Origin of the sequence: Aurantiacibacter hainanensis (assembly GCF_036321025.1) — a bacterium.
GTDB classification, from domain to species: domain Bacteria; phylum Pseudomonadota; class Alphaproteobacteria; order Sphingomonadales; family Sphingomonadaceae; genus Alteraurantiacibacter; species Alteraurantiacibacter hainanensis.
In genome coordinates, this window is record NZ_JAZAPB010000001.1 from 1,210,541 (window position 1) to 1,234,221 (window position 23,681).

The 23,681-nt window shown below is 66.4% G+C and carries 20 protein-coding genes; 9 read left to right on the top strand and 11 right to left on the bottom strand.

The window, feature by feature from the left end:
• Positions 1 to 50: 50 nt before the first annotated feature.
• Positions 51 to 1,847, bottom strand: coding sequence for an ABC transporter transmembrane domain-containing protein (locus AAA989_RS06075; protein WP_338241841.1), 1,797 nt, complete (start codon positions 1,845 to 1,847; stop codon positions 51 to 53).
• A 223-nt stretch (positions 1,848 to 2,070) separates the two neighbouring features.
• Between AAA989_RS06075 and AAA989_RS06080 the strand changes: the two genes are divergently transcribed.
• Positions 2,071 to 3,303, top strand: a complete 1,233-nt coding sequence (locus tag AAA989_RS06080; RefSeq protein ID WP_338241842.1) for a polyhydroxyalkanoate depolymerase — start codon at positions 2,071 to 2,073, stop codon at positions 3,301 to 3,303.
• 47 nt (positions 3,304 to 3,350) lie between these two features.
• Here AAA989_RS06080 and AAA989_RS06085 read toward each other — a convergent pair whose 3' ends face one another.
• Genes AAA989_RS06085 through AAA989_RS06095 form a run of 3 tightly spaced genes read right to left on the bottom strand, consistent with a single transcriptional unit; the run spans position 3,351 to position 5,981 of the window.
• Positions 3,351 to 4,469: an acyltransferase family protein gene (locus AAA989_RS06085; protein ID WP_338241844.1), complete on the bottom strand. Its 1,119-nt coding sequence runs from the start codon at positions 4,467 to 4,469 to the stop codon at positions 3,351 to 3,353.
• Positions 4,466 to 5,833, bottom strand: a complete 1,368-nt coding sequence (locus AAA989_RS06090) for a putative O-glycosylation ligase, exosortase A system-associated (RefSeq protein WP_338241845.1) — start codon at positions 5,831 to 5,833, stop codon at positions 4,466 to 4,468. The genes AAA989_RS06085 and AAA989_RS06090 overlap by 4 nt, the downstream gene beginning before the upstream one ends.
• Positions 5,826 to 5,981: a hypothetical protein gene (locus AAA989_RS06095; protein ID WP_338241846.1), complete on the bottom strand. Its 156-nt coding sequence runs from the start codon at positions 5,979 to 5,981 to the stop codon at positions 5,826 to 5,828. The genes AAA989_RS06090 and AAA989_RS06095 overlap by 8 nt, the downstream gene beginning before the upstream one ends.
• 88 nt (positions 5,982 to 6,069) lie before the next feature.
• Between AAA989_RS06095 and AAA989_RS06100 the strand changes: the two genes are divergently transcribed.
• The 4 genes from AAA989_RS06100 to AAA989_RS06115 all read left to right on the top strand — a co-directional run bounded on the left by AAA989_RS06100 (position 6,070) and on the right by AAA989_RS06115 (position 15,138).
• Complete coding sequence (locus tag AAA989_RS06100) at positions 6,070 to 7,299, top strand: TIGR04063 family PEP-CTERM/XrtA system glycosyltransferase (protein WP_338241847.1); 1,230 nt, start codon at positions 6,070 to 6,072, stop codon at positions 7,297 to 7,299.
• A gap of 42 nt (positions 7,300 to 7,341) precedes the next feature.
• Positions 7,342 to 8,793, top strand: a complete 1,452-nt coding sequence (locus tag AAA989_RS06105; protein WP_338241848.1) for a TVP38/TMEM64 family protein — start codon at positions 7,342 to 7,344, stop codon at positions 8,791 to 8,793.
• Between the two features lie 240 nt (positions 8,794 to 9,033).
• Complete coding sequence (gene gltB / locus AAA989_RS06110; protein WP_338241849.1) at positions 9,034 to 13,689, top strand: glutamate synthase large subunit; 4,656 nt, start codon at positions 9,034 to 9,036, stop codon at positions 13,687 to 13,689.
• Positions 13,690 to 13,701: 12 nt separating this feature from the next.
• Positions 13,702 to 15,138, top strand: a complete 1,437-nt coding sequence (locus tag AAA989_RS06115; RefSeq protein WP_338241850.1) for a glutamate synthase subunit beta — start codon at positions 13,702 to 13,704, stop codon at positions 15,136 to 15,138.
• A gap of 12 nt (positions 15,139 to 15,150) precedes the next feature.
• Here AAA989_RS06115 and AAA989_RS06120 read toward each other — a convergent pair whose 3' ends face one another.
• Positions 15,151 to 15,327, bottom strand: a complete 177-nt coding sequence (locus tag AAA989_RS06120) for a hypothetical protein (protein WP_338241851.1) — start codon at positions 15,325 to 15,327, stop codon at positions 15,151 to 15,153.
• Between the two features lie 113 nt (positions 15,328 to 15,440).
• On the opposite strand from AAA989_RS06120, the gene AAA989_RS06125 reads away from it, so the two are divergent.
• Complete coding sequence (locus tag AAA989_RS06125; protein WP_338241852.1) at positions 15,441 to 15,698, top strand: DUF6894 family protein; 258 nt, start codon at positions 15,441 to 15,443, stop codon at positions 15,696 to 15,698.
• Positions 15,699 to 15,737: 39 nt separating this feature from the next.
• On the opposite strand, the gene AAA989_RS06130 is transcribed toward AAA989_RS06125, so the two are convergent.
• From AAA989_RS06130 to AAA989_RS06140, 3 genes are read right to left on the bottom strand one after another with little or no spacing between them, the layout of a single operon-like run.
• Positions 15,738 to 16,070, bottom strand: coding sequence for a TraR/DksA family transcriptional regulator (locus AAA989_RS06130; protein ID WP_338241853.1), 333 nt, complete (start codon positions 16,068 to 16,070; stop codon positions 15,738 to 15,740).
• Positions 16,071 to 16,114: 44 nt separating this feature from the next.
• Complete coding sequence (gene ung, locus AAA989_RS06135; RefSeq protein WP_338241854.1) at positions 16,115 to 16,804, bottom strand: uracil-DNA glycosylase; 690 nt, start codon at positions 16,802 to 16,804, stop codon at positions 16,115 to 16,117.
• On the bottom strand, positions 16,801 to 18,510 hold the full coding sequence (locus AAA989_RS06140) for an ABC transporter ATP-binding protein (protein WP_338241855.1): 1,710 nt from the start codon (positions 18,508 to 18,510) through the stop codon (positions 16,801 to 16,803). The genes ung and AAA989_RS06140 overlap by 4 nt, the downstream gene beginning before the upstream one ends.
• A 112-nt stretch (positions 18,511 to 18,622) precedes the next feature.
• Between AAA989_RS06140 and AAA989_RS06145 the strand changes: the two genes are divergently transcribed.
• The 3 genes from AAA989_RS06145 to AAA989_RS06155 are packed head-to-tail and all read left to right on the top strand — an operon-like array spanning position 18,623 to position 20,501.
• Positions 18,623 to 19,243 carry a ribonuclease D gene (locus AAA989_RS06145; RefSeq protein WP_338241856.1) on the top strand — a complete coding sequence of 207 codons (621 nt, stop codon included), beginning with the start codon at positions 18,623 to 18,625 and terminating at the stop codon, positions 19,241 to 19,243.
• 23 nt (positions 19,244 to 19,266) lie between these two features.
• Positions 19,267 to 19,923, top strand: coding sequence for an LPS export ABC transporter periplasmic protein LptC (gene lptC / locus AAA989_RS06150; protein WP_338241858.1), 657 nt, complete (start codon positions 19,267 to 19,269; stop codon positions 19,921 to 19,923).
• A gap of 14 nt (positions 19,924 to 19,937) precedes the next feature.
• Complete coding sequence (locus tag AAA989_RS06155) at positions 19,938 to 20,501, top strand: LptA/OstA family protein (RefSeq protein WP_338241860.1); 564 nt, start codon at positions 19,938 to 19,940, stop codon at positions 20,499 to 20,501.
• Here the strand turns inward: AAA989_RS06155 and AAA989_RS06160 are convergent, their stop codons facing one another.
• The 3 genes from AAA989_RS06160 to holA all read right to left on the bottom strand — a co-directional run bounded on the left by AAA989_RS06160 (position 20,502) and on the right by holA (position 23,678).
• The gene (locus tag AAA989_RS06160) at positions 20,502 to 21,212 is read right to left on the bottom strand and encodes a hypothetical protein (RefSeq protein WP_338241861.1); all 711 of its coding nucleotides are present in this window, start codon (positions 21,210 to 21,212) and stop codon (positions 20,502 to 20,504) included. It abuts the gene before it with no gap.
• Entirely contained in the window at positions 21,100 to 22,494 is a 1,395-nt protein-coding gene (locus AAA989_RS06165) for a sugar transferase (RefSeq protein WP_338241862.1), read from the bottom strand. The genes AAA989_RS06160 and AAA989_RS06165 overlap by 113 nt, the downstream gene beginning before the upstream one ends.
• Positions 22,495 to 22,643: 149 nt before the next feature.
• Positions 22,644 to 23,678, bottom strand: a complete 1,035-nt coding sequence (gene holA, locus AAA989_RS06170; RefSeq protein WP_338241864.1) for a DNA polymerase III subunit delta — start codon at positions 23,676 to 23,678, stop codon at positions 22,644 to 22,646.
• Positions 23,679 to 23,681: the final 3 nt, after the last annotated feature.

Sequence of the window (23,681 nt, forward strand, 5' to 3'; positions counted from 1 at the left end):
CGACGCAAGGCATCAACGGTACGGCCGCCGCCCTTTAAGCCACTGGAAACTCAGGCCGCGGCGGGATCGTCGAACTGCAGCGCCGCCAGGCGGGCGTAGAGGCCGCCCTTCGCCGTCAGGCTGGCGTGATCGCCCTGTTCGACGATGCGCCCGTTCTCCATCACCACGATCCGGTCCGACGCGCGCACCGTGGCAAGGCGGTGCGCGATCACCAGCGTGGTGCGGTTTTCCATCAGGTGCTCGAGCGCGTCCTGCACCAGCCGCTCGCTCTCGGCGTCCAGCGCACTGGTCGCCTCATCCAGCAGCAGGATCGGCGCGTCGCGCAGCACGGCCCGCGCGATCGCGATACGTTGCCGCTGACCGCCGGAAAGGCGTGCCCCGCCCTCGCCGAGGAAGGTATCCAGCCCGTCGGGCAGATTGCGCAGGAAATCTTCGGCATTGGCCGCGCGCGCGGCATCCCAGATCGCCTCCTCGTCCGCGTCCCAGGCACCGTAGCGCAGGTTGTCGCGCGCGCTTGCGGCGAACAGGATGCCTTCCTGCGGCACCAGCGCCATGCGGCGCCGGATCGCGGCAGGATCTGCCTGGGTCAGCGGCACGCCGTCCATGCGGATCGTGCCCTCGGCGGGATCGTAGAACCGCTCCGCCAGCTGGAAGATCGTGGACTTGCCCGCGCCCGAGGGGCCGACGATGGCCACAGTCTCGCCCGGCTCGACGGTCAGCGAGAAATCCGTGATGGCCCGTTCGCCGGGTCGGGTGGGATAGCTGAAGGTGACGTTGCGGAACGACAGGCTTCCCCGCGGCGGCTCGGGCAGGTCCTGCGGACGCGCCGGAGCGGTGATCTCGGGGCGCTCGTCCATCAGTTCGCGCAGGCGGCTGGCCGCGCCCGCGCCGCGCAGGAGGTCGCCGAACACCTCGGTCAGCGCGCCGAAGGAGCCGGCGACGATCACGCCGGCAAAGATGAAGGCGGCGATCGTGCCTCCGGAGATCGCCCCCGTGGTCACAAGCACCGCCCCGCGCCACAGCAGGATAGTGATGGCACCGAAGATCAGGGTGATCAGCAGCGCGGTCATCACCGCCCGGATCAGGATGCGCGTCTTCGCGGTGGCAAAGGTGCGCTCTACCGCGTCGCCGAAACGCCCGCTTTCGCGCGTTTCCTGATTGAAGCCCTGCACGATCTTCATCGCCGAGAGCATTTCCGTCACCATGGCGCCCACGTCGGCCACCCGGTCCTGGCTGGTGCGGCTGATATCGCGCAGCCGGCGCCCGAAAACGGCGATGGGGATGATCACCACGGGTATGCCGACCAGCAGCCAGATGGCCAGTTGCGGGGCCAGCCAGAACAGGTAGCCCGTGCCCAGCACGGCGATGATGACGTTGCGCAGCGCGACGGAGACGGTGGTGCCCATCACCTGCTCGATGATGGCCGTGTCCGACACCATGCGGCTGCTGATTTCCTTGGGGCTGTTCTCCTCGAAGAACGAGGGCGAGAGGCGCAGGAGGTTGTCGTAGACCTTGCGGCGGATGTCGGCGACCACCCGTTCGCCAAGCCAGCTTACGAAGTAGAACCGCACCGCCGTGCCGATCCCCAGGACGGCCACCAGCACCAGCAGGTAGCGGAACCAGCGTCCGATCTCGCCCCCGTCCTCTCCGGCGCCGATGAAGCCGCGATCGATGATGAGGCGCAGCGCGCTGGGCAGGGCCAGCGAGGTGATGATGGCGGTTATCAGCAAGGCCAGCGCGGCGAAGCCCAGCTGCAACGGATACTTCTTCGCCTCGCGAAAGATCATGGTCAGCGGCGCGAGGCTTTTCGCCTTCTCGGGCTCTGGTGTCGTGTCGGGGAAAGCCATGTTGCAGGGGCACTAGCCCAAAGTCATGCGGCTTTGAAGCACCGTTTCCCCTGCTTGTTCGCAGCCGGTTGTTCGGGGCCCGGCAAAGCGCCGCGCGCTCCTATGCCGCATTGCAACAAGAGGCAAAAGGGGCCATGTCTGACGCAATCCATGGGCACGGTCAGCAATTCCGGCCCGCAAATACCCTCGCCCCCGCAGCGGGCGACACGCAGAGGAAGTATCAGTGCTTTATTCCGCTTACGAGATGCAACGCGCCATGCTGGGAACGGCCAGCAACTGGGCCGCCGTAGGCGCGCGGCTGCTCGACAACCCGGCCCTGCCAATGGGCTACATGGGCATGGGCCCGGCCATGGCATCCGCCCTGAAAGTCTTCGCCCACCTCTACGAGGAGCGCGGCAAGCCCGATTTCGACATCCAGCCAGTGGAGAAGGACGGCGAGACGCATTACGTGAGCGAAAGCGTGGTGATGGAGAAGCCGTTTGCCTCGCTGCGCCGCTTCACCCGCGACGGCCTCCCCGAAGATGCGCCCAAGCTGCTGATCGTCGCTCCGATGAGCGGCCACTACGCCACCCTGCTGCGCGGCACGGTTCAGCGCATGGTGGAAAACCAGCAAGTCTGGATCACCGACTGGGCCGATGCCCGGCAGGTGCCGGTGAGCGAGGGCCACTTCGATCTCGACGACTACATCGACTACCTGATCGAGTTCCTGCAGTTCATCGGCCCGAACACGCATATCCTGGCCGTTTGCCAGCCCTCGGTCCCCGCCTTCGCCGCCACCGCCATCATGGCAGCGGCCAAGGACAAGTGCCGTCCCGCAACGCTGAGCATGATGGGCGGCCCGATCGACACGCGCGCCAGCCCGACGGGCGTGAACGACCTCGCCATGGAAAAGCCGCTGAGCTGGTTCGAGAACAACGTGATTGCCACGGTGCCGCTGAACTATCCCGGCGCGGGGCGCCGCGTATATCCCGGCTTCCTGCAGCTGGCGGGGTTCATCTCGATGAACCTGGCCGACCACATGATGAGCCACTACGAGATGTTCAAGCACATGACCGTGGGCGACCACGACAGTGCCGAACGCACGCGCCAGTTCTACGACGAGTACCTCTCTGTCTGCGACATGACGGCCGAATTCTACCTCCAGACCATCCATCACGTGTTCCAGGAACACTCGCTGCCCAAGGGCGAATTCGTGCACCGGGGCAAGGCCATCGATCCCGATGCCATCCGCGACACCGCGCTGCTGGCGATCGAGGGCGAGCACGACGACATTTCCGGCGTCGGCCAGACCCGCGCCGCGCTGGACCTGGCGGAACACCTGCCCGCCAGGCGGAAGAAGTACCACCTCGCGCCGAACGTGGGCCACTACGGCATCTTCAACGGCAGCAAGTGGCGCGGCCAGATCGCGCCCGTCGTGGAGGAATGGATGCGGGCCAATCCAACGGTGTCGGACTAGTCTTCTCGTCCTAGGCCCTCGGGCAGCGGAAGCAGCTTGCTGCGCGTCTAGCGAGGACGAGCGTGCGGAGGCACGTTCGAAAAGCCGACACGCCTCCCGTTCAGCCAGCGCTGCGTGGGCTTTTCCAGCCAGCGGTAGAGACCGCCGGACAGGGCCAGCAGCACCGCCAGGTAGGCGGCGAAGACCAGCGGGCCGATCTGCAGGCTTTCGTCCACCGCCACCAGCTTGAGCGCCACCAGCAGCGGAAAATGCACCAGGTAGGTCGCGTAGCTGGCGTCCCCCAGCCATACGAGCGGTCGACTGGAGAGCAGGCGGGCGACGGGTCCACGATCCAGCGCCAGGGCCGTCAGCATGGCCGCGAAGGCGAGCGGGATCAGCAGGGTTCCCGGACCATCGAAGATGACCACTGCGGCAAACGCCGCGGCGGACATGCCAGCGCAGCCCAGTGCCATGCCGCCGCGCCCCTGCCATGCGTGCCACAGGTTGGCGAGCAGCATGCCGATGCCGAACTGCACGATGCAGCGCACCAGCCCCAGCCGCGTGATCTGATCGCCCAGCGACTGCGCTCCCGCCAGAGTGAACACCCCGTGCAGCGCCAGCGCCAGCACCACCACGCCCGCCACCAGCGCAAGGGGGCGCATCTCCTCCCAGCGCATGGCCAGGACGGCCAGCGGAAACAGCAGGTAGGCGGCCAGTTCGGTGCTGATCGACCATGCCGGGTGGTTCCATGTCAGCTCCGCCGTCAGGCCCCAGTTCTGCAGCAGCAGGAGATGGAGCGGCAGCTCTGCCAGCGGATAGTTCGCCGTGTCGCGCCCGGTCGCCAGCAATGTGAGTGCAAACAGCGCCACGGCGCCCAGTATCGCGGCATGCAGCGGCCAGATGCGTGCAAAGCGCCGCCACCAGAAGGCCGGCGCACCCGCCAGCCCCTCGCTGCGCAGCCGCGCGCCGTAGTTCAGCCACATAACGAAGCCCGAAAGCATGAAGAACAGGTCCACCGCGAGGTATCCCTGCGCGGCAACGGCGATACCCGCCTCCGGCATCCATTGCGTCAGGGACAGGCGAGCGTGGTAGAAGACGACCCACCACGCCGCCAGGCCGCGCAGGCCCGTCAGGGCCGCGAGATGCGGCGTGCGGGTGCGCTGCGGGGGGATCGGCGGGGCGATCATGCGGGGGCCTTCTCCGCCACCTGCGCGCGCAGCCACGGGCGCTCGGGCGTCTTCACCCCGGCCCAGTCCCGCTTCATCAGGCTGTAGAGCGCGATCTGCAGGCCCAGCAGCATGAACATGAAGGGCTGATACCCCACGCCCACGAACATCGCGCCGACGAGGTAGATCACCTGCCCGTTCTGCAGCGCGGTGGCGAGGGAACGCCAGCGCTTCTCGTCCTCGTCCTCGCTATTGGCATAGCGGCGGCGGATGCGCTCCATGTGCCACAGGCCAAGGCCCTGCAGCGTGATCCAGATCGCGAAGCCGGGGTAGCCCTGCTCGCCCAGCACCTCGAAATAGGCGGAGTGATAGGCGCGGCCCTCGTCGGTGACTTCCTGGTAGACCACCGCGTCGGTGTTCCCCAGTTCCCGGGTCTGGCGCATGTTGTAGGTAAAGCTGTTACCCAGGAAGGCATCGAAGCCGCCGCCCGTGGGATTGTCCGCCACGTAATCCAGCGTCCACTTCCACACGGCGACGCGGGTGGAGGCGCTTTCGTCTGCCTGGTACTCCGTGATCGTGGACATGCGCTCGGTGTAGCTGGCGGGAAGGAAGGGCAGCGCGGCCAGCATCACGGCCCCGGCCAGCCCGGCGTAGACGAAGCGATAGCGAACGCTGCGCATCACCAGCACGCCCAGAACGGCAATGCAGATCAGCCCGGTGCGCGTCTGCGTGCCGATGGGCACCAGCAGGGCGGCAAACACCAGCGCTGCGGCAAAGATCATCGCCAGTCGCCGCTCGGTGAAGATGCTGCCGTGGCGCGCCACCCACACGATCAGCGGGATCATGGCGATGGCGACGGTTGAGAGGGTGGAGCCCTCGTAAAGTCCGGCATTGTCCTGCACCAGCGAGACCAGCGTGCCGTATCCGCCGCCCGACAGTACCGTCTTGATCCCCGCCGAGACGATGATCGAGGCGGCGGAAAGCACCATGATCAGCGCCGCGGCCTCCAGCCGCAGCTTGGTGCGCAGCGTCAGCGGCAGGAAAGCGGCGAAGACCAGGCTCTTCCACACCCAGTCCCACTTGGTCCATGCCTCTTCCGGAAAGTCGGCTCCCAGCGTGGTGTAGCCGCACCATGCCAGCAGCGCGACGATCAGCCACTGTCGCAGGGCGAAGCGGCTGCCCTGCTTGCTGTCGAGCAGGACATACCCGACGAAGGCGGCGACGAAGCACAGCAGCGACAGCGAAATGCTGGTGATGATGCCGTAGCCCACCTTCTGCGGGGTGACGATATCGACATAGATGTAGAGCAGCACCCACAGAAACGGACGCCTCAGGCCCATGAGGGCAACGGCCGCCACAAAGGCGAGCAGGACGAGGTCACGCATCCTTGCCGCCCTCCTCGCGCCTCAGCCACGGGCGCGGCGACCGGGGGCGCACTTCGCCCTCCGCATCCAGCTCGTCGCGGAACAGCAGGCGCCAGCAGGCGAGCAGGATCAGCCCGTGCGTCAGCGCGATGGAGAAATAGTCGATCACCGGTCCAAGCGTCCTCGCGTGCGAGGCTCTCGCTTTAGGGCCAAGCTATTGACGCGCCGTTAAGTCTGTTCTGGCAGGGAATGCGCCGATGACACGCATCCTGCACATCCTCGACCATTCGCTGCCGATGCACAGCGGCTATACCTTCCGCACGCGCGCCATAATGCGGGCGCAGCAGGGCATGGGACTGGAAGTGCGCGGATTGACCGGGCAGCGCCACGTCGAGCCGGGACCTGCGACCGAGCAGGTCGATGGCCTTGCCTTCCACCGCACGCAGGGAAAGTCCGGCGGTCCGGCGGGCCTCAGGGAATGGCGCGAGATCGACGCGCTGACGCAGGCGATAATCGCGCTGGCGCAGGTCTGGCGGCCCGATGTGCTGCACGCCCACTCCCCCGCGCTCAACTGTCTTGCCGCGGTGCGCGCGGGCCGCAGGCTGGGCATCCCGGTGGTCTACGAGATCCGCGCGTTCTGGGAAGATGCGGCGGTCGGCAACCTGACGGGGCGAGAGGGATCGCTGAAATACCGCCTCACGCGGCATCTCGAGAACATGGCCGTTCGCGGGTCCGATGCGGTGATGACCATTTGCCAGGGCCTGAAGGATGACCTGGTAGCGCGCGGCTTTTCGGCCGCGAAGATCGACATCATGCCCAACGGCGTGGACCTCACTACGTTCGGCAACCCCGCCGAGCGCGACGAGGCCCTGGCCGAGGAACTGGGCATCGGCGAAGGTCCGGTGATCGGCTTCATCGGCAGCTTCTACGATTACGAGGGGCTGGACGACCTCATCGCCGCCATGCCCATGCTGGCGGATCGCCATGCGGGCGCGCACCTGCTGCTGGTGGGCGGCGGCCCGATGGACGAGGCCTTGCGCGCAAAGGCCGCGGCCTCACCTGTTGCCGATAGCATCCATTTCACCGGGCGGGTCCCCCATGCCGAGGTGGAGCGGTACTATGCCCTTACCGACATCATGGCCTATCCGCGCAAGAAGAGCCGGCTGACCGATCTCGTCACCCCGCTCAAGCCGCTGGAGGCCAACGCCCAGATGCAGCTGGTGGCCGCGAGCGACGTGGGCGGGCACCGCGAACTGATCCGCGACGGCGAGACCGGCGTGCTGTTCGCGCCCGACGATCCGGCCGCCTGCGCCGCCGCGCTGGCCGACCTCGTCGATCGGCGCGCGGAATGGGACGCGATCCGGCGGGCGGCACACGCCCACGTGCGCGAGAACCACGACTGGTCCACCAATGCCCAGCGTTATCGGACCGTTTACCTTGCCCTGCTAGGCAAACGCGATGATGGCCGTGTCCCTGCCGCCGCCTGAACCCGGTCGGGGCAGGACAGGGCGCCGGAACAGGATCGGGACATGGCGACCAACCCCGAACATATGGACGACAGCATGACGGCTCCCGCCCGCGCGGGGAAGCCTTCGATCACGGCGAGCCCGGCGTTCCCGTGGATCGTGGCGCTGTGGCTTGCCGCGCTGCTGGGCATCGGCAGCATGATCGTGCCTGTATCCCTGCTGGAACGCGCGAGCGTGGCGCTGGGGCTGCCTTCGATATTGCCGATGGCTGCTCCGCCGCTGGGTCTCAAGGCGCAAAGCCTCGTGGCGCTGGGCGGCACGCTGCTTGGTGCCGCGCTTGGCCTCGCGATCGCGCGCCGGATCGCCGCCTCCAGGATACCCGCGCTCGCCGATCACTCGGAAGGCGAATGGCTGGATGCGCCGGCGGACCTGGGCGAATCCGATATCGAACCCGAAGTCGAGCTTCTTGCTTCCACCACCCGCCGCCGTTCTCTGGCGACGGCGGTCGACAGTGATGAGGTCGCGGACAGCGAAGTGCTGCCCGCCGCGCGCTTCCCCGAAGTCGAACTGGTCTACGAACCCGTCGCCCCCGCAGCCGAACCTGCGGACGATGATGTCTTCGAACTCGAAGCCGAAGCCGCGGTGATCGACGAGGAGCCGGTCGAGGAATGGCACGAACCTGCCGAGAGCGAGCCGTTCCTGCAGGTGGTCGACGCGGAAGACTCCGAGCCCGTTGAGGGCGATGCAATCGATGCAGGCGATCCGCTGCCCTTTTCTCCGCCTTCCTTGGCGCGAGGCGAGGGCGACGCGGTCCACCTGGCCGAGGATGACGAGATCGACCCGGCGCAAGATGCCGGCCCAGAGAGCGAGGATAGCGTGTACGAGAAGCCAGATTCCGAGGCCGCGACAACCGCCAGCCGGGAATCCGAAGCCGACATGGCTGACGAAGGTCTCGTCCAGCTGGTCCAGCGACTGAGCGCCACGCTGGACAGGCATCGCCGGTGGAGCGCCGAAAGGGCCGCCCAGAAGGCGGCAGCGCCCTCACCCGTATCCGGTGCGGTCGCGGAGCCCGTGGCCCGGAAAACCGGCGATCCGTCCGTCCCCGGCGATTTCGATGTCGCCGCCGCCGCTGAGGCCGCGCGGGCCAAGGTCGCTTATTTCAGCCCTTCCGCCGCCAGTCTTCCCACGCCAGTCGAAGACGACGCTGCCCAGCCGGCGGCGAACGAAGTCGAGCACGTGGACGCCGCCCTCGTCGACCTGTGGAGCGAACATGAGGACGAGGACGGGGCCGACGAAAGCGCCGAGTTCGGCGACTTCGCCTCGCTCAATCCGTTCAGGCGCGATCCCGGAAAAGCCGTTCACCCGGACCGGGTGGAATCGGTGGTACGCGAAGCCCCTTCGGCGCCGGCGCAGGACGGGGCAGCGCAGCAGGTCGCCCGGCCGAAGCCTTCCAACGACGATCACGAGCGGGTATTGCGCGAAGCGCTGATGAACCTGCAGCGCATGGGCAAGTAACCCCGCGGCGCTGCCGCAAGTCGTTCGCCGGGAAACCGAACCTATCGGGCCGCGAAGCGATTTTGCGGTGCTGCGAACCTTGCCAAAATTGCTTCGTGTCGTCATGAGGGCAACTCGCGACATTTTCGTGCAGCACCACGGGCTGGTGAGTCGCGTTTCGTTACCGTTGTAACCGGCTTCGCGCCGGGGCAGGGTTCGAAGCGTTCCCTCGTTCCGCCCGACAAAAGGAAGAGTTGAGAATTGAACGAGTACCCGTCAGCCCGCGGCCTATACGATCCGGTCAACGAGCATGATGCCTGTGGCGTGGGCTTTGTCGCCCACATCAAGGGCAAGCCCTCGCACGATATCGTCACGCAGGCGCTGGAAATTCTCGCCAATCTCGACCACCGCGGCGCCGTGGGCGCCGATCCGCTGCTGGGCGATGGCGCGGGCATCCTCATGCAGATCCCCGACAGGCTCTATCGCAAGTGGGCCGATGACGAAGGGCTGACGCTGCCGCCGGTCGGCGATTACGCGGTGGCCATGTGCTTCATGCCGCAGGAAGACGACGCCCGCACGTTCATCACCGAGCAGTTCGAGAAGTTCATTACCAAGGAAGGCCAGCGCCTGATCGGCTGGCGCGACGTGCCCACCACCAACGATGGACTGGGCAAGGCGGTGCTCGAATCGATGCCGGTGATCCGCCAGTGCTTCATCGCCAAGGGCGACAACTGCGCCGATCAGGACGCGTTCGAGCGCAAGCTGATCGTGATCCGCAAGCAGACTCAGAACCCCCTGAAGGAACTGGCGGCAAAGCACGCCATGCCGGGGCTGGAAAAGCTCTACATGCCCAGCTTTTCCAGCCGCACGGTGGTCTACAAGGGGCTGCTTCTGGCGACCCAGGTGGGCAGCTTCTACGACGACCTCCGCGATCCCGATTGCGAGAGCGCGCTGGGCCTGGTGCACCAGCGCTTTTCCACCAACACGTTCCCCAGTTGGCGGCTGGCGCAGCCGTTCCGCCTGATCGCGCACAACGGCGAGATCAACACGGTGCGCGGCAACGTGAACTGGATGAACGCGCGCCGCCGCACGATGGAGAGCGACCTGCTGGGCGCCGACCTCGACAAGCTGTGGCCGATCGTGCCGCACGGCCAGTCGGACACCGCCTGCCTCGACAACGCGCTCGAGCTGCTGATGTTGGGCGGCTACTCGCTGGCCCATGCCATGATGATGCTGATCCCGGAGGCGTGGAACGGCAACGACCTGATGGATCCCAAGCGGCGCGCCTTCTACGAATACCACGCCGCGCTGATGGAGCCGTGGGACGGCCCGGCCGCCGTGGCCTTCACCGACGGGCGGCAGATCGCCGCCACGCTGGATCGCAACGGCCTGCGGCCTGCGCGCTATTGCGTGACGAAGGACGACCTCGTGTGCCTTGCCTCCGAAAGCGGCGTGCTGCCGTTTGCAGAGGAAGACATCGTCCGCAAGTGGCGCCTGCAGCCCGGTCGCATGCTGCTGATCGACCTCGAACAGGGCCGCATCGTCGAGGACGAGGAATTGAAGGCGCAGCTGGCCAACGCCGAACCCTACGAGGAATGGCTGGAAAAGGCGCAGTACAAGCTGCGCGACCTGGAAGCGATCGAGACCGACGCCGAGGCCGTGCAGGCGAACGAGGTCAGCCTGCTCGATCGGCAGCAGTCGTTCGGCTACACTCAGGAAGATATCGCCAAGTTCCTGGAGCCGATGGCGACCAGTGGCGACGATCCCATCGGCTCGATGGGCACCGACACGCCGATCGCCGTGCTGTCGAACCGCAGCCGCCTGCTGTACGACTATTTCAAGCAGAACTTCGCCCAGGTCACCAACCCGCCGATCGATCCGATCCGCGAGGAACTGGTGATGAGCCTGCTGACCATGGTCGGCCCGCGCCCCAACCTGCTGGGTCACGAGGCAGGCACGCACAAGCGCCTGGAAATCAGCCAGCCGATCCTGACCAACCGCGGCATGGAGAAGATCCGCTCGGTCGAGGCCAGCCTCGACGGGGCCTTCCGGACCGCCACCATCGACATCACCTGGGACGCCGAGACCGGCGCCGAGGGGCTGGAAATGGCGATCAAGGAAATGTGCTGGGCTGCCACCGAGGCAGTGCTGCAGGATCGCAACATCCTGATCCTGTCGGACCGCAAGCAGGGCCCCGACCGCATTCCCATGCCCGCGCTTCTCGCCACCGCCGCCGTGCACCACCAGCTGGTGCGCCAGGGCCTGCGCATGCAGACCGGCATCGTGGTGGAAACCGGGGAAGCGCGCGAGGTGCACCACTTCTGCGTCCTCGCGGGCTACGGCGCGGAAGCCATCAACCCCTACCTCGCCTTCGAGACGCTGGAAGACCTGCGGGCCAAGAAATTCCCCGAGCTCGACCCCGCAAAGGTTGAGCAGAACTACATCAAGGCCGTGGGCAAGGGCATCCGCAAGGTGATGTCGAAGATGGGCATCAGCACCTACCAGTCCTATTGCGGCGCGCAGATCTTCGATGCCGTCGGCCTGTCGAGCGAGTTCATCGACGCCTATTTCAAGGGCACCGCCACCACCATCGAAGGGATCGGCCTTGCCGAAGTGGCGGAGGAGACCGTGCGCCGCCACGCCGCGGCCTTCGGCGACAATCCCATCTACCGCCACATGCTGGATGTTGGCGGCATCTACCAGTACCGCCTGCGCGGCGAGGAACATGCCTGGACGCCCGCCAACATCGCCCAGTTGCAGCACGCCGTGCGCAGCGAGCAGGGCGGCGATGCGAAGAAGCAGTACGAGGAATTCGCCCGTTCCATCAACGAACAGAGCGAACGCCTGCTGACCATCCGCGGCCTGATGGAACTGAAGCTGGCGGACGAGCCCATCCCGCTCGACGAGGTCGAGCCGGCCGAGGAGATCGTCAAGCGCTTCAGCACCGGGGCCATGAGCTTCGGTTCGATCAGCCACGAGGCGCACTCGACGCTCGCCATCGCCATGAACCGCATCGGCGGTCGCTCCAACACCGGCGAAGGCGGCGAGGAACCCGAACGCTTCGTACCGATGGCCAACGGCGATTCGATGCGCAGCCGGATCAAGCAGGTGGCCAGCGGCCGTTTCGGCGTCACCACCGAATACCTCGCCAATTCGGACGACATCCAGATCAAGATGGCGCAGGGCGCGAAGCCAGGCGAGGGCGGACAGCTTCCCGGCCACAAGGTGGACAAGCGCATCGGCAAGGTGCGCCACTCCACGCCGGGCGTCGGCCTGATCTCACCGCCGCCGCACCACGACATCTATTCGATCGAGGATCTGGCCCAGCTGATCCACGACCTGAAGAACGTGCAGCCCAAGGCGCGCATTTCGGTAAAGCTCGTCTCGGAAGTGGGCGTGGGCACCGTGGCCGCGGGCGTATCCAAGGCACGCGCCGACCATGTGACCATTTCCGGCTACGAAGGCGGCACCGGCGCATCGCCGCTCACCAGCCTGACGCACGCGGGTTCCCCGTGGGAGATCGGCCTCGCCGAAACGCAGCAGACCCTGCTGCTGAACGACCTGCGCAGCCGCATCGCGGTGCAGGTGGACGGCGGCCTTCGCACCGGGCGTGACGTCGCCATCGGCGCGCTGCTGGGGGCGGACGAATTCGGCTTCGCCACGGCTCCGCTGATCGCAGCGGGCTGCATCATGATGCGCAAGTGCCACCTCAACACCTGTCCGGTGGGCGTCGCCACCCAGAACCCCGAATTGCGCAAGCGGTTCGTCGGCCAGCCCGAACACGTGATCAACTACTTCTTCTTCGTTGCCGAGGAACTGCGCCAGCTGATGGCCGAAATGGGCTTCCGCAAGGTGGAGGAAATGATCGGCCGGGTGGACCGGATCGACATGAAGCGCGCTATTCGCCACTGGAAGGCCGACGGCGTGGACCTGTCCAAACTGCTGCACAAGGTGGAGCTCGCGCCAGACGTGCCGCTGTGGCACCAGATGGACCAGGAGCACGGACTGGAAGCGGCGCTGGACAACACGCTGATCGCTGACTGCAAGTCCGCCATCGAAAGCGGCACGGCGGTGCAGCTGGATTACACCATCCGCAATCTCAACCGCACGGTAGGCGCGATGCTTTCGGGCCGCATAGCCGAGGCTCACGGCCACAAGGGTCTGCCGGTCGATACGATCCGCATCAACTTCACCGGCACCGCCGGGCAGAGCTTTGCCGCATGGCTGGCGCACGGCGTCACGCTGGACCTGGTGGGCGATGCCAACGACTACGTCGGCAAGGGCCTGTCGGGCGGCCGCGTGATCGTGCGCCCGCCTGAAGGCGTGAGCCGCGATCCCACCGATAACATCATCGTGGGCAACACCTGCCTCTATGGCGCGATTTCCGGCGAAGCCTATTTCTGCGGCGTCGCGGGAGAGCGGTTCGCCGTGCGCAATTCGGGCGCGGTGGCCGTGGTGGAAGGCACCGGCGATCATGGCTGCGAATACATGACCGGCGGCGTGGTGGCCGTGCTGGGCCAGACAGGACGCAACTTTGCCGCTGGCATGAGCGGCGGCATTGCCTATGTCTATGATCCGGATGGCACGTTCGCCCAGCGCTGCAACATGGCGCAGGTGGACCTAGAGACAATCGACACGGCCGCCGACGATCCGGAAGGCATCGGCCTGCCGCAGCAACGGCCCAATACCGTGGACGATCTGGGCATGGGCGATCCGCTCTACCACGATGCCGCGCGGCTGAAGATCCTGCTGGAGCGGCACAAGCTGCACACCGGGTCCGAACGGGCGGCACAGCTGCTGGAAGACTGGGATACCACCGTCACCCAGTTCGTGAAGGTGATGCCGAAGGATTACGCACGCGCACTCAAGCAGCTTGAGGCAGAGCGCGAGGAAGCCGCCAGCGTGGCGGCGGAATAAGGGTTAGCAGACATGGGCAAGGAAACGGGCTTCCTCGAGATCGAGCGCCAGGATCGCAGCTATGACGATCCCGAGGAGCGGCTGAAGCACTACAAGGAATTCGTGATTCCGCACAGCGAGGAGGGGCTGAAGAACCAGGCCGCCCGCTGCATGAATTGTGGCATCCCCTACTGTCACAACGGCTGTCCGGTGAACAACATCATCCCGGACTGGAACCACCTCGTCTACGAAGGCGACTGGAAGAACGCGCTCGAAGTGCTGCATTCCACCAACAACTTCCCCGAGTTCACCGGCCGCGTGTGCCCCGCCCCGTGCGAGGCCAGCTGCACGCTGAACATCACCGACGAGCCGGTGACCATCAAGTCGATCGAATGCGCCATCATCGATCGCGGATGGAAGGAAGGCTGGGTCAAGCCCGAGAAGCCCGAGACCCGTACCGGCAAGAGCGTGGCCGTGGTTGGCTCCGGCCCGGCGGGCCTCGCCTGCGCGCAGCAGCTGGCGCGCGCTGGCCATTCGGTGACGGTGTTCGAGAAGAGCGACCGCGTGGGCGGCCTGCTGCGCTACGGCATCCCCGACTTCAAGATGGAGAAGTCGCAGATCAACCGCCGGGCGGTGCAGATGGAAGCCGAAGGCGTCACCTTCAAGACATCGACCGAGGTCGGCGTCGACATTTCTATGAAGAACCTGAAGGAGAATTTCGACGCGGTGGTGCTGGCCGGCGGGGCGGAGCATCCGCGCCAGCTGGAAATCCCCGGCGCGGAACTCCCCGGTGTGCGACTGGCGATGGAATTCCTCACCCAGCAGAACAAGCGCAACGCGGGCGACGACGAAAGCCGTGCCGCGCCGCGCGGCACGCTGACAGCTACCGGCAAGCACGTGATCGTGATCGGCGGCGGCGATACGGGGTCCGACTGCGTGGGCACCAGCAACCGCCAGGGTGCGAAGTCCGTCACCCAGATCGAGATCATGCCGCAGCCTCCCGAAAAGGAGAACAAGCTGCTGACCTGGCCCGACTGGCCGATGAAGCTGCGCACTTCCTCCAGTCACGAAGAAGGGGTGGAGCGCGACTGGTCGGTCCTGACCAAGGAAGTCGTGGGCGAGGACGGCAAGGTGACCGGCCTTAAGTGCGTGCGCGCCGACTGGTCGGGCGGTCAGCTGACCGAAGTGCCGGACAGCGAGTTCACCCTGCCGGCGGACCTGATCCTGCTGGCCATGGGCTTCCTCGGGCCGCGCAAGCAGGGGATGCTGGAACAGAGCGGCATCGACCTGACCGATCGCGGCAACGTGGACGCCAACGTGAAGGACTATCGCACGTCCGATCCCGCCATCTACGCCTGCGGCGACATGCGCCGGGGGCAGAGCCTGGTGGTCTGGGCCATCCGCGAAGGCCGCCAGTGCGCGGCCAGCGTGGACGAGGCACTGATGGGCGTCACCCAGCTGCCCCGCTGAAGCCTCGCGGTTTCAGCGGCGGCGGCCCGCCTTCACCAGCGCGCCGCCGGCGATGCCGGTAATCGCCAGCGCGACGGCAAGGCCGATTCCCGCGCCCACGATCATGCCCTCCGGCCCCGCCAGCCAGCCGCCCAGCATCATGCCCGCCAGGGGCAGGACAAGCAGCGCAAAGCATCCGACGGCAGCCATGGCGGCCTCTTAGCAGGCCCGCGCACCCGCGCCACCGGATCAATTCGGCGCATATCTGCCCGCTGTCATCAAACTGTAACAGTGGTGCTGTGAGTCAGGGTGGAAGGGGGCCTATGCCTGACTACCGATTCTATCTCGAACAGGGCGAAAAGCGCAGCCGCGAGGTTCGCTTCGACCTTCCCGACGATTCAGCCATCCACCCCGTCGCCAAGCGCGTGGCCCGCCATTTCGCCGCCAGAGAGATCGGCAGCGGCCGGCTGCACCTGGCGCAGAACATCACCGTGATCGACAGCGAGAACAACGAGGTGGCGCGGTACAAGCTGGGCGCCTTCCTGCACGTTGACGGCGCGGAGGCGCTTCCGATCCCCTGACCGGCTGCGGTCACTCGCCCGCCTATCTATCGCTCGACTTCAAGCTGCACTGGCACATCCCACGCATCGCGCCAGGCTCGGATCGTTGCGCAACCGGCCCTCGGCGATTTCCTCTCCGCAGGTCACGCACCAGCCCCATTCGCCCTCGTCCAGACGCGCCAACGCTGCCCTGATCCGCGTCCGCTCCGCCCCGCGGCGCCGCTCCTCGGCCTGGGCCATCGCCTGCTGCTGCATCGCGTCCATCCGGCTCAGCCGCCCGACCGAGTCCTGCTGGAGGGTCACCGGCGCGCGTCCTTCGGTATTCATCGCGTCGAGGCGGTCGAGTTCGGCGAGGCGCTGGGTCAGTGCGCTACGGGCTTCGTCATCGGTCATGGCAGGGTTTTCGTCCGTCAGCGTTGGGTGGCAAGGACCCGGCCTCACAGCCGCCAGTCGATCGTCCCGCGTCCGTTCTGTTCGAGGAAGGCGTTGGTCCTGGAAAATGGTCGCGATCCGAAGAAACCGCGATGTGCAGACAACGGGCTGGGGTGCGGGCTCCTGATCGCCAGGTGACGGTCGCTTTCGCGCAATTCGGCAATGCGTGCGGCCTTGCCCTGCGCATGGCTGCCCCAGAGGATGAAGACGCTCGGCTCGGCCTTTTGCGCAACTGCGGCGACGCAGGCATCGGTTATCGCGTCCCAGCCCTTGCCCGCGTGGCTGCCTGCCATGCCCTGCTCCACGGTCAGCGTATTGTTGAGCAGCAGCACCCCTTGCCGCGCCCAGCTTTCCAGCGATCCGTGCGCCGGACGCGCGAGCCCGATGTCGCTCTCCAGTTCCTTGAACACGTTCTTCAGCGAAGGCGGGGGCGGCACGCCGTCGGGCACGGAAAAGCAGAGTCCATGTGCTTGCCCGGGCCCGTGGTACGGATCCTGCCCCAGGATCACCACGCGCACAGCCTCGAGCGGGGTAAGCTCCAGTGCCTTCAACCGGCACCCGCGCGGCGGGTACACGACCTTGCCGGCATCCTCCTCTTCCCGCAGCCAGCCGCCCAGACGCCGCGCTTCGGGCGTGGCGAGCGCTGGTTCGAGAACGTTGGTCCAGCCCGGAGGGATCGCGGTCGCCTCGGTCATTGCGGTGCCGGACCCTGCGCGCTGGCGCCGTGGCGACCCGCCAGTAAACGATCCAGTTCGTCGCCTGGCGTCAGTTCGCGGCATCGCCCGTCGTCGACCAGCACGATTCGGTCGGCCAGCGCCAGGCTGGCGGGGCGATGGGTGATGAGCAGGACCGTGCGCCCGACCAGCGCCTGCTTGCAGCTTTCGACGAAGGCGGTCTCGCCTTCGAGATCCCACATGGATGTGGCTTCGTCGAACACCAGCACGGGGGGATCGGCCAGGATGGCGCGAGCCAGGGCGATGCGCTGGCGCTGCCCACCCGACAGGCGCACGCCGTTGTCGCCGATGAGGGTTTCCAGCCCCTGCGACAGGCGGCCTACGAAAGCGTCGGCCTGCGCCAGCGCCAGCGCGCGGTCGAAATCTCCGGTCTCGGCGTCGGGCGAGCCGAAGGCGATATTCTCGCGGATCGTGCCGTTGAACAGCAGCGCGCGCTGCGGAACGTATCCCACCTGCCGCCGCAGGCTGCGCACGTCGATATCGGTGATGTCGTGGCCGTCGAAAGTGATGCGTCCGCCGTCGACTTCGTAGAGCCGCAGCATCAGCTTCAGCAGCGTCGTCTTGCCGCACCCGTTCTCGCCCACCAGCGCCACCACTTCCCCCGGCGAGATCGAAAGGCTGGCGTCGTGGATCGGCCCCGTGCGGCCGGGATAGGCGAAACGGACATTCTCGAAGGCAATTGCGCCCTTCGCCTCGAGCAGTTGCTTCGCGGGAGCATAGCCCGGCTCCTCGGGCAGCTGCAGCACGCTTTCCAGCCGCGCCAGCGTACCCTTTGCCACCTGCCACTGCCCGTAGACGTTCGACAGCAGGCTGACGGGGCGGGTCAGCAGGGCGGCATAGAACAGAAAGCTGAAAAGGCTCGCCGGATTGTCCTGCGCCGCCGACAGCTGCGAGCCGATGGCCACGATAATGAAGATGGCGGCCAGGCCGCCCAGCACTGCCGAGAAGGGGCCGATCACGGCACTGGCGTGCTCGATCGCCACGCTCCGGGCACGCGCCTTGTCCACCGCGATCGCATATCGCTCGCCCTGCGCGTCCTCGGAAGCGAAGGTCTTGGTGGCCATGAGCATGTGCAGGTGGCTCTCGGCCACGGCGTAGACTTCGGCCTCGGCTTCCTGCGCGCGGGCGCCCAGCTTCCGCAATCGCCGGGAAAGCAGCTTCAGCGCGATGTAGAACACCGGGATCAGCACCGGGATGATGAAGGCCAGCACGGGGTCGATCAGGAACAGCGCGATGGTCGCGCCGATCGACGTCACCAGCATGGCAGGCACGTTGGCGAGAGTGGAGGTGAGGAAGCCGCTCAGCCGCTCGGCCTCGTAGGTGGCGAGCGCGATCAGGTCGCCCTGGCGGCTGCTGTCGTGGAATTCCAGCGGCAGGCGCGAAAGATGGTCGAAGACCTCGCACCGCAGATCGGCGAGGATCCGCGCCGAGGCTGACGCCGTCGCCATGTCGGATGCCATCTTGAACACGTTTGTCAGCACGATCGCGCAGACCAGCAGGATCACCACCAGCGCGCTGTCGATGGCAACGCCCGATACGGCATCGCCCAGCAGCATGCCGGCCAGCGCCGGAATGGTGAGCAGGCTGAGCGAAGAGAACAGGGCCAGGCCGCCAATCGTGGCCAGCCGCCCCCGGTATCGCCCCGCGCGCCGTATCAAGTCTCGCAAGGTCATGGTCGCAGGCCGGTGTGGCGGCGAAAACGATGCCGCGCAAGCACCTCCGGCGGAATTGGGCATCGCCCCTTCCACCCAGGGGGGTAAGGCCCTAAGGACGGGTGCGATGACAGTACATTTCCACGAAGAAGACCTGCCCGCAGGCGTTCTCGCCGATGGCCCCGTGGCCGTCGATACCGAAACAATGGGCCTCGTCACTCCGCGCGACAGGCTTTGCCTCGTGCAGATCAGCGACGGCAGTGGCGACGAACATCTCGTCCGCTTCGCCAAGGGCAGCCGCTACGATGCCCCCAACCTGAAGGCGGTGCTGGCCGATCCGGCCCGCGTGAAGATCTACCACTTCGCCCGCTTCGACCTTGCCGCGATTGAGCACTACCTGGGCGTGGTGGCGGCACCCGTCTTCTGCACCAAGATCGCCAGCAAGATGACCCGCACCTACACGGATCGCCACGGGCTGAAGAACCTGGTGGAGGAACTGCTGGGGGAGAGCATCTCCAAACAGCAGCAGTCCAGCGACTGGGGCGCGCCCGAGCTGAACGAGGCGCAGCGCGAATACGCCGCGTCCGACGTGCGCTACCTTCACCGCCTGCGCGAGATCCTGATCGACCGGCTACGGCGCGAGGACCGGCTTGAACTGGCGCAGGCCTGCTACGATTTTCTCCCCGCACGCGCCCGGCTGGATATCGCCGGCTGGGCAGACAAGGATATTTTCAGCCACGAGTCATGATGCTCGTGCGTTAGGCTAGCGCGATGACCAGAGCCGCAGACAGGATGCGCACCAGGCGCCAGCATTTCGCTGCACCGGGCAGTTCGCTCGACAAGATCGTGCGCGTCCTCGCCGTGGGCCTGCCCGCGCTGGTTGGCGTGGTGGCGGCGATGATGCTGATCACGCCGCTCAGCCCGCGCGGCGAGATCAGCTTCCTGCTGGATCGCAACAAGGTGGCCATCGCCAACGATCGCCTGCGCGTCGACAACGCCATGTATCGCGGGCAGGACAGCAGCGGTCGGCCCTTCAGCCTGGTGGCTGGCGAGGCCGTGCAGGAAAGCAATTCGGTGCCGCTGGTCCAGCTCCAGTCGATGACGGCGCGCATGGTCCTTGCCGAAGGGCCGGCTGTGCTCACCGCGCCGCGCGGCATCTACGATATCGACGACGAACAGGTGGTCATCCCCGGCATCGTGCAGTTCACCGCTGCCGACGGCTACGAATTCGTCGCGCGCAACGTGACGATCGACCTGCCGACGCGCACCCTTTTCGGACGGGGCCAGGTCAGCGGGCAGATCCCCGCCGGCACCTTTTCCGCCGATGCAATGCGCGCGGAACTGAGTGAGCGGACCTTTTCCCTCGTCGGCAATGCCAGGCTGCGGATGGTTCCCGGTCGCCTGCGCCTGCCCGATGAAATGCAATGACGGAGCCTGACAGCATGACACGTGCCTCTACGCTATCGCGCCTTTCGCTGGGGCGTCTGGCCACGCGCGGGCTTGCGGGCGGCCTTCTGGCGGGAGCGGTCGCCGCCCTGTCCTTCGGCTCGATTGCCGGGGCGCAGACGATTGCCGGGTTCAACTCCAACCAGCCGGTGAACTACGCCGCCGACCGGATCGAACTGCAGGATCGGCAGAACCGCGTCGTGCTGTCCGGCGACGTGGTGATCGAGCAGGGCGACCTGCGGCTGACGGCAGCGCGCACCACCGTCGCCTACAGCGACGCAGGCAGCCTGCGCATCCAGCGCATCGATGCGACCGGCGGCGTTACGGTGACGCGCGGCAGCGAGCGGGCCAGCGGCAATGCCGCCGTCTACGACTTCAACCGGCGGGTAATCGTGCTGTCGGGCAACGTCGCGCTGCGCCGCGGGGGCGATACGCTGGACGGTGGACGGCTGGTGATCGATCTCAATTCGGGGCTGTCCAGCGTGGACGGAGCGGGCGCGCAGGGAGAAGGCAATACGGGCCGGGTCACCGGCACCTTCGCCGTGCCGGAAGGCGACTGATCAGTCGCTGAGGCAATCGCTGGCGGCGAGCGTGCTGGCAGCTTCAGGATGACCGTCCCGCTCATAGCGCATGGCCAGCCGCTCCAGCGCGCTGCAGGGTAGCTCGGCGCCCTTTTCCAGCCCCAATGCAATCGTCGCCGCCCAATCGCCCGGCTCCGCAACGCCAGCGGCCAGGCCAAGGGTGTTGGTCTGCCAGCGCCCAGCGCTCGCCAGCCTGGTGGCCATGGCCTCCCGCCCCTCGGGCACGACGACGATGCCGGCCAGCAGGCCCAGCGCGGGGTCGGTCAGGTTGCCGGTGGAAAGCAGGGCCACGACGCGCTGCGAGGCGATCTCGTATTCCCCCTGCTCGAAGGCTCCCTGCCCGCTTGCCAGCTGCGAGATCGGCTCTCTCCAGCCGCGGCGGCTTGCAGCCTCCAGCGCCAGGCGGCCCGTCTCGCCATCGCCCGCCTGGAGAGCGGCTAGGGCCAGGATCGTGAGCGATTCCGCCGGTATCGGACGCAGCGAGATCTGCGCGCGCGCTTCGTCGACGGCCAGGTCGGGCTGGGCTACCTGCAAGGCGATCTTGCTGCGTTCGCGTGCGGCACTGCCGCTGAACGCGTCAGGCACGACCGCTGCAAACGCGGGCGAGAGGCGCGCCTGCTGATCCAGCTGCGCAAGGGTGACGGGAATCGCGATGACCAGCATCGCGATCGCGGCGGCTATCCTGATCATGCTTCGCGTCTCCGCGCACGTCCTGCCAGGAGGACGATGAGGATTGCCGCCATGCACAGGATCGTCTGGTTGCGCAGCGGATAGTCGAGCAGCGACGGCTCATGTCGCCTTTCAGGACATTGATGAGCTGCGGCAGTTCGTCGATGCTCGTCCGGCGAATGAACCGGCCTATCGGAGTGACCCGGTCGTCATCCCTCGACGCAGAACGGTCCCCGTTGGCATCCGTCTCCGACATCGAGCGGAACTTGTAGATGTCGAAGAACTGGTTCCCGCGACCCATGCGTCGCTGCAGGAAGAAGACCGGGCCGCCATCGTGCAGCTTGATCGCCAGGGCCACAAACAACATGAGGGGCGACAGCACGATCAGCGCTGCCAGCGAGATCGAAACGTCGAACATGCGCTTCAGCACGCGCGACCGCATCCCGAGGTGGCCCGTCGAAACGAGAAGCGAGCTTACGTTGGCGGAAGAGTGATGGATGACGCCGAGGGCCCCGATTTCCCTGGTGAATTCGGAGACGATCTCGCCATGCCTGCCCGAACCCTTGAGTACTTCCGCCCAACGCACCCGGTCCTCCGTGCTGCAACTCACGATAACCTCGTCCATGTTTGAGAGGAACTTCGACAGGCGATCCAGCGCGGTAGGGTCGTCGAAGGTGGGCTCGAGCCCGTATTCCTCGGCATCGACGTGATAGGCGTAGGGCAAGGTAAACCGGGGACCGCCATCGTAGATCACCAGCTGGTTCTTCGGATTGGGCCCCCAGCGCCGGACGAGCCAGCGCGTAAAGGCAAAGCGGAACCCGATCATCAGCAGAACCGAACCGCCGATGCCCGACGTGAATATCACGCGGGAGAATTCGGCGTTCCCCTTGGCGAAGAAGGCCAGGAAGTTGAGCAGCGCCGCGGAAATCAGGATCGCGGCCACGATGCGCAGGCTGGCCTTGTTCGGCTGGGTCAGCGAGGAAAGCGAATAGGAATTGTTGTAGAGCGCGATGGTCAGGAACAGCGGAAGCAGCAGGAAACCGGGCGCCATGCCTCCCCGCAGCACGACGGAAATAGGTATTCCGCCGTAATAGGCTATCGTCGCGACGGCAAAGCACGACACCAGGATGACGATGTCGGAAACCAGCATCAGGAGGTAGTATTGCAGCCGCTTTCGCTCGAGTGATCCGGCAAGGCCATTGCGAGGAGCGGTCGGCAGGCGCGGGGTAGCGACGGCATGATCGTCGGGCGGTGAGAGCAGGTCTTCTGCCTCAACCCTTTGATCAGCGCCTGATAAATCCATAGCGAACCCTCGACAAGGAGCGTGCAACACGCTCTGCCCTTAGGGGAAACCACGTAACCCAATAAAGGTCCCGTGACACTAATTTTTGCAAATGCGAAGGAGATTAGTGCCGGGGTGTGTTCCGTAGCCTGGAGGGGCGAAATGCAGCCCTAGCGGCGCGCGGCCGCATAGCGGGCAATTTGCGCCAGTTCCTGTGCCAGGATCAGCTCCGCCATCTGGCTGTTCGCCAGCAACGACCGGTGCAGTTCCGCAAGGCGGGGCACTAGCCTTTCCAGCTTGCCCCCGCTCCAGCGCTGCAGCTGATCGCCGACCTCGCGGTGTTCGCGAAAGAACACGCCCTGCGACTTCAGGAAGGCCTGCATGTCATCTCCTGGCCTCATGTTGGCCGAGAGCCGCGCGAGTTGCGCCGCGCGTCGTTCAAGGGCCAACGCCACGCCCACCGGGTTGAGGGAGACCTCCCGCAATCGCCGCAGTTCGCTCGGCAGCTTGCGCACCTCGCCGCCCAGCGCCGCGTTGACCAGCGGCATGAAGCCGTCCTCCTCCGTCGAGGCTCCGATGGCATCGAAATCGTCGGTGCTCGCCTGCTTGGGGGCCTGCGGAGATGCGTCGAGATAGAGCGCCAGCTTCTCGACCTCGCTCTGCGCAAGCCGCACGTCGAGCCCGGCGGCATGGGCGATGCGTTCGGCAAGGTTGCCATTGAGGCGCATGCCTGCCGCATCGGCCATGGCGCGCACGTCTGCGGTAACGGAGCGAAGGTCGGGCGGGTAGAAGACCGCCACCAGCGCATCGCCGCGCTTGATCAGCAGCTTTGCGCTGCGGGACTTGTCGGTGGCCGAGGTCGCGACGATGAAGATGGGCCAGGCAGCGTCGGCCTCGCCACGGTCGGCCAGTTCGCAGTAGGTGTTGATCGCATCGTGCGCTTCCTCGCCCGACGCCCGGACAAGGATGTGACGGGTGTCGCCGAACAGCGAGGTGGACCGCGCCTCGTCCACCAGGCGCACCGGGTCCGATCGCAAATCGCTGCCGGACAGTTCCACCCGTTCGCCCGGCTCGTCGAGGTTCTCGATCAGCTTGCGAGCGGCAGCGGACGCGCCGGCTTCGTCGGCCCCGCAGAAGAAGAATATGCGCAGCTTGCCTGCCGCCTTCTGCGCAGCCTGGGCGTAGTCGCGCTGGGTCGCCTTCACCCG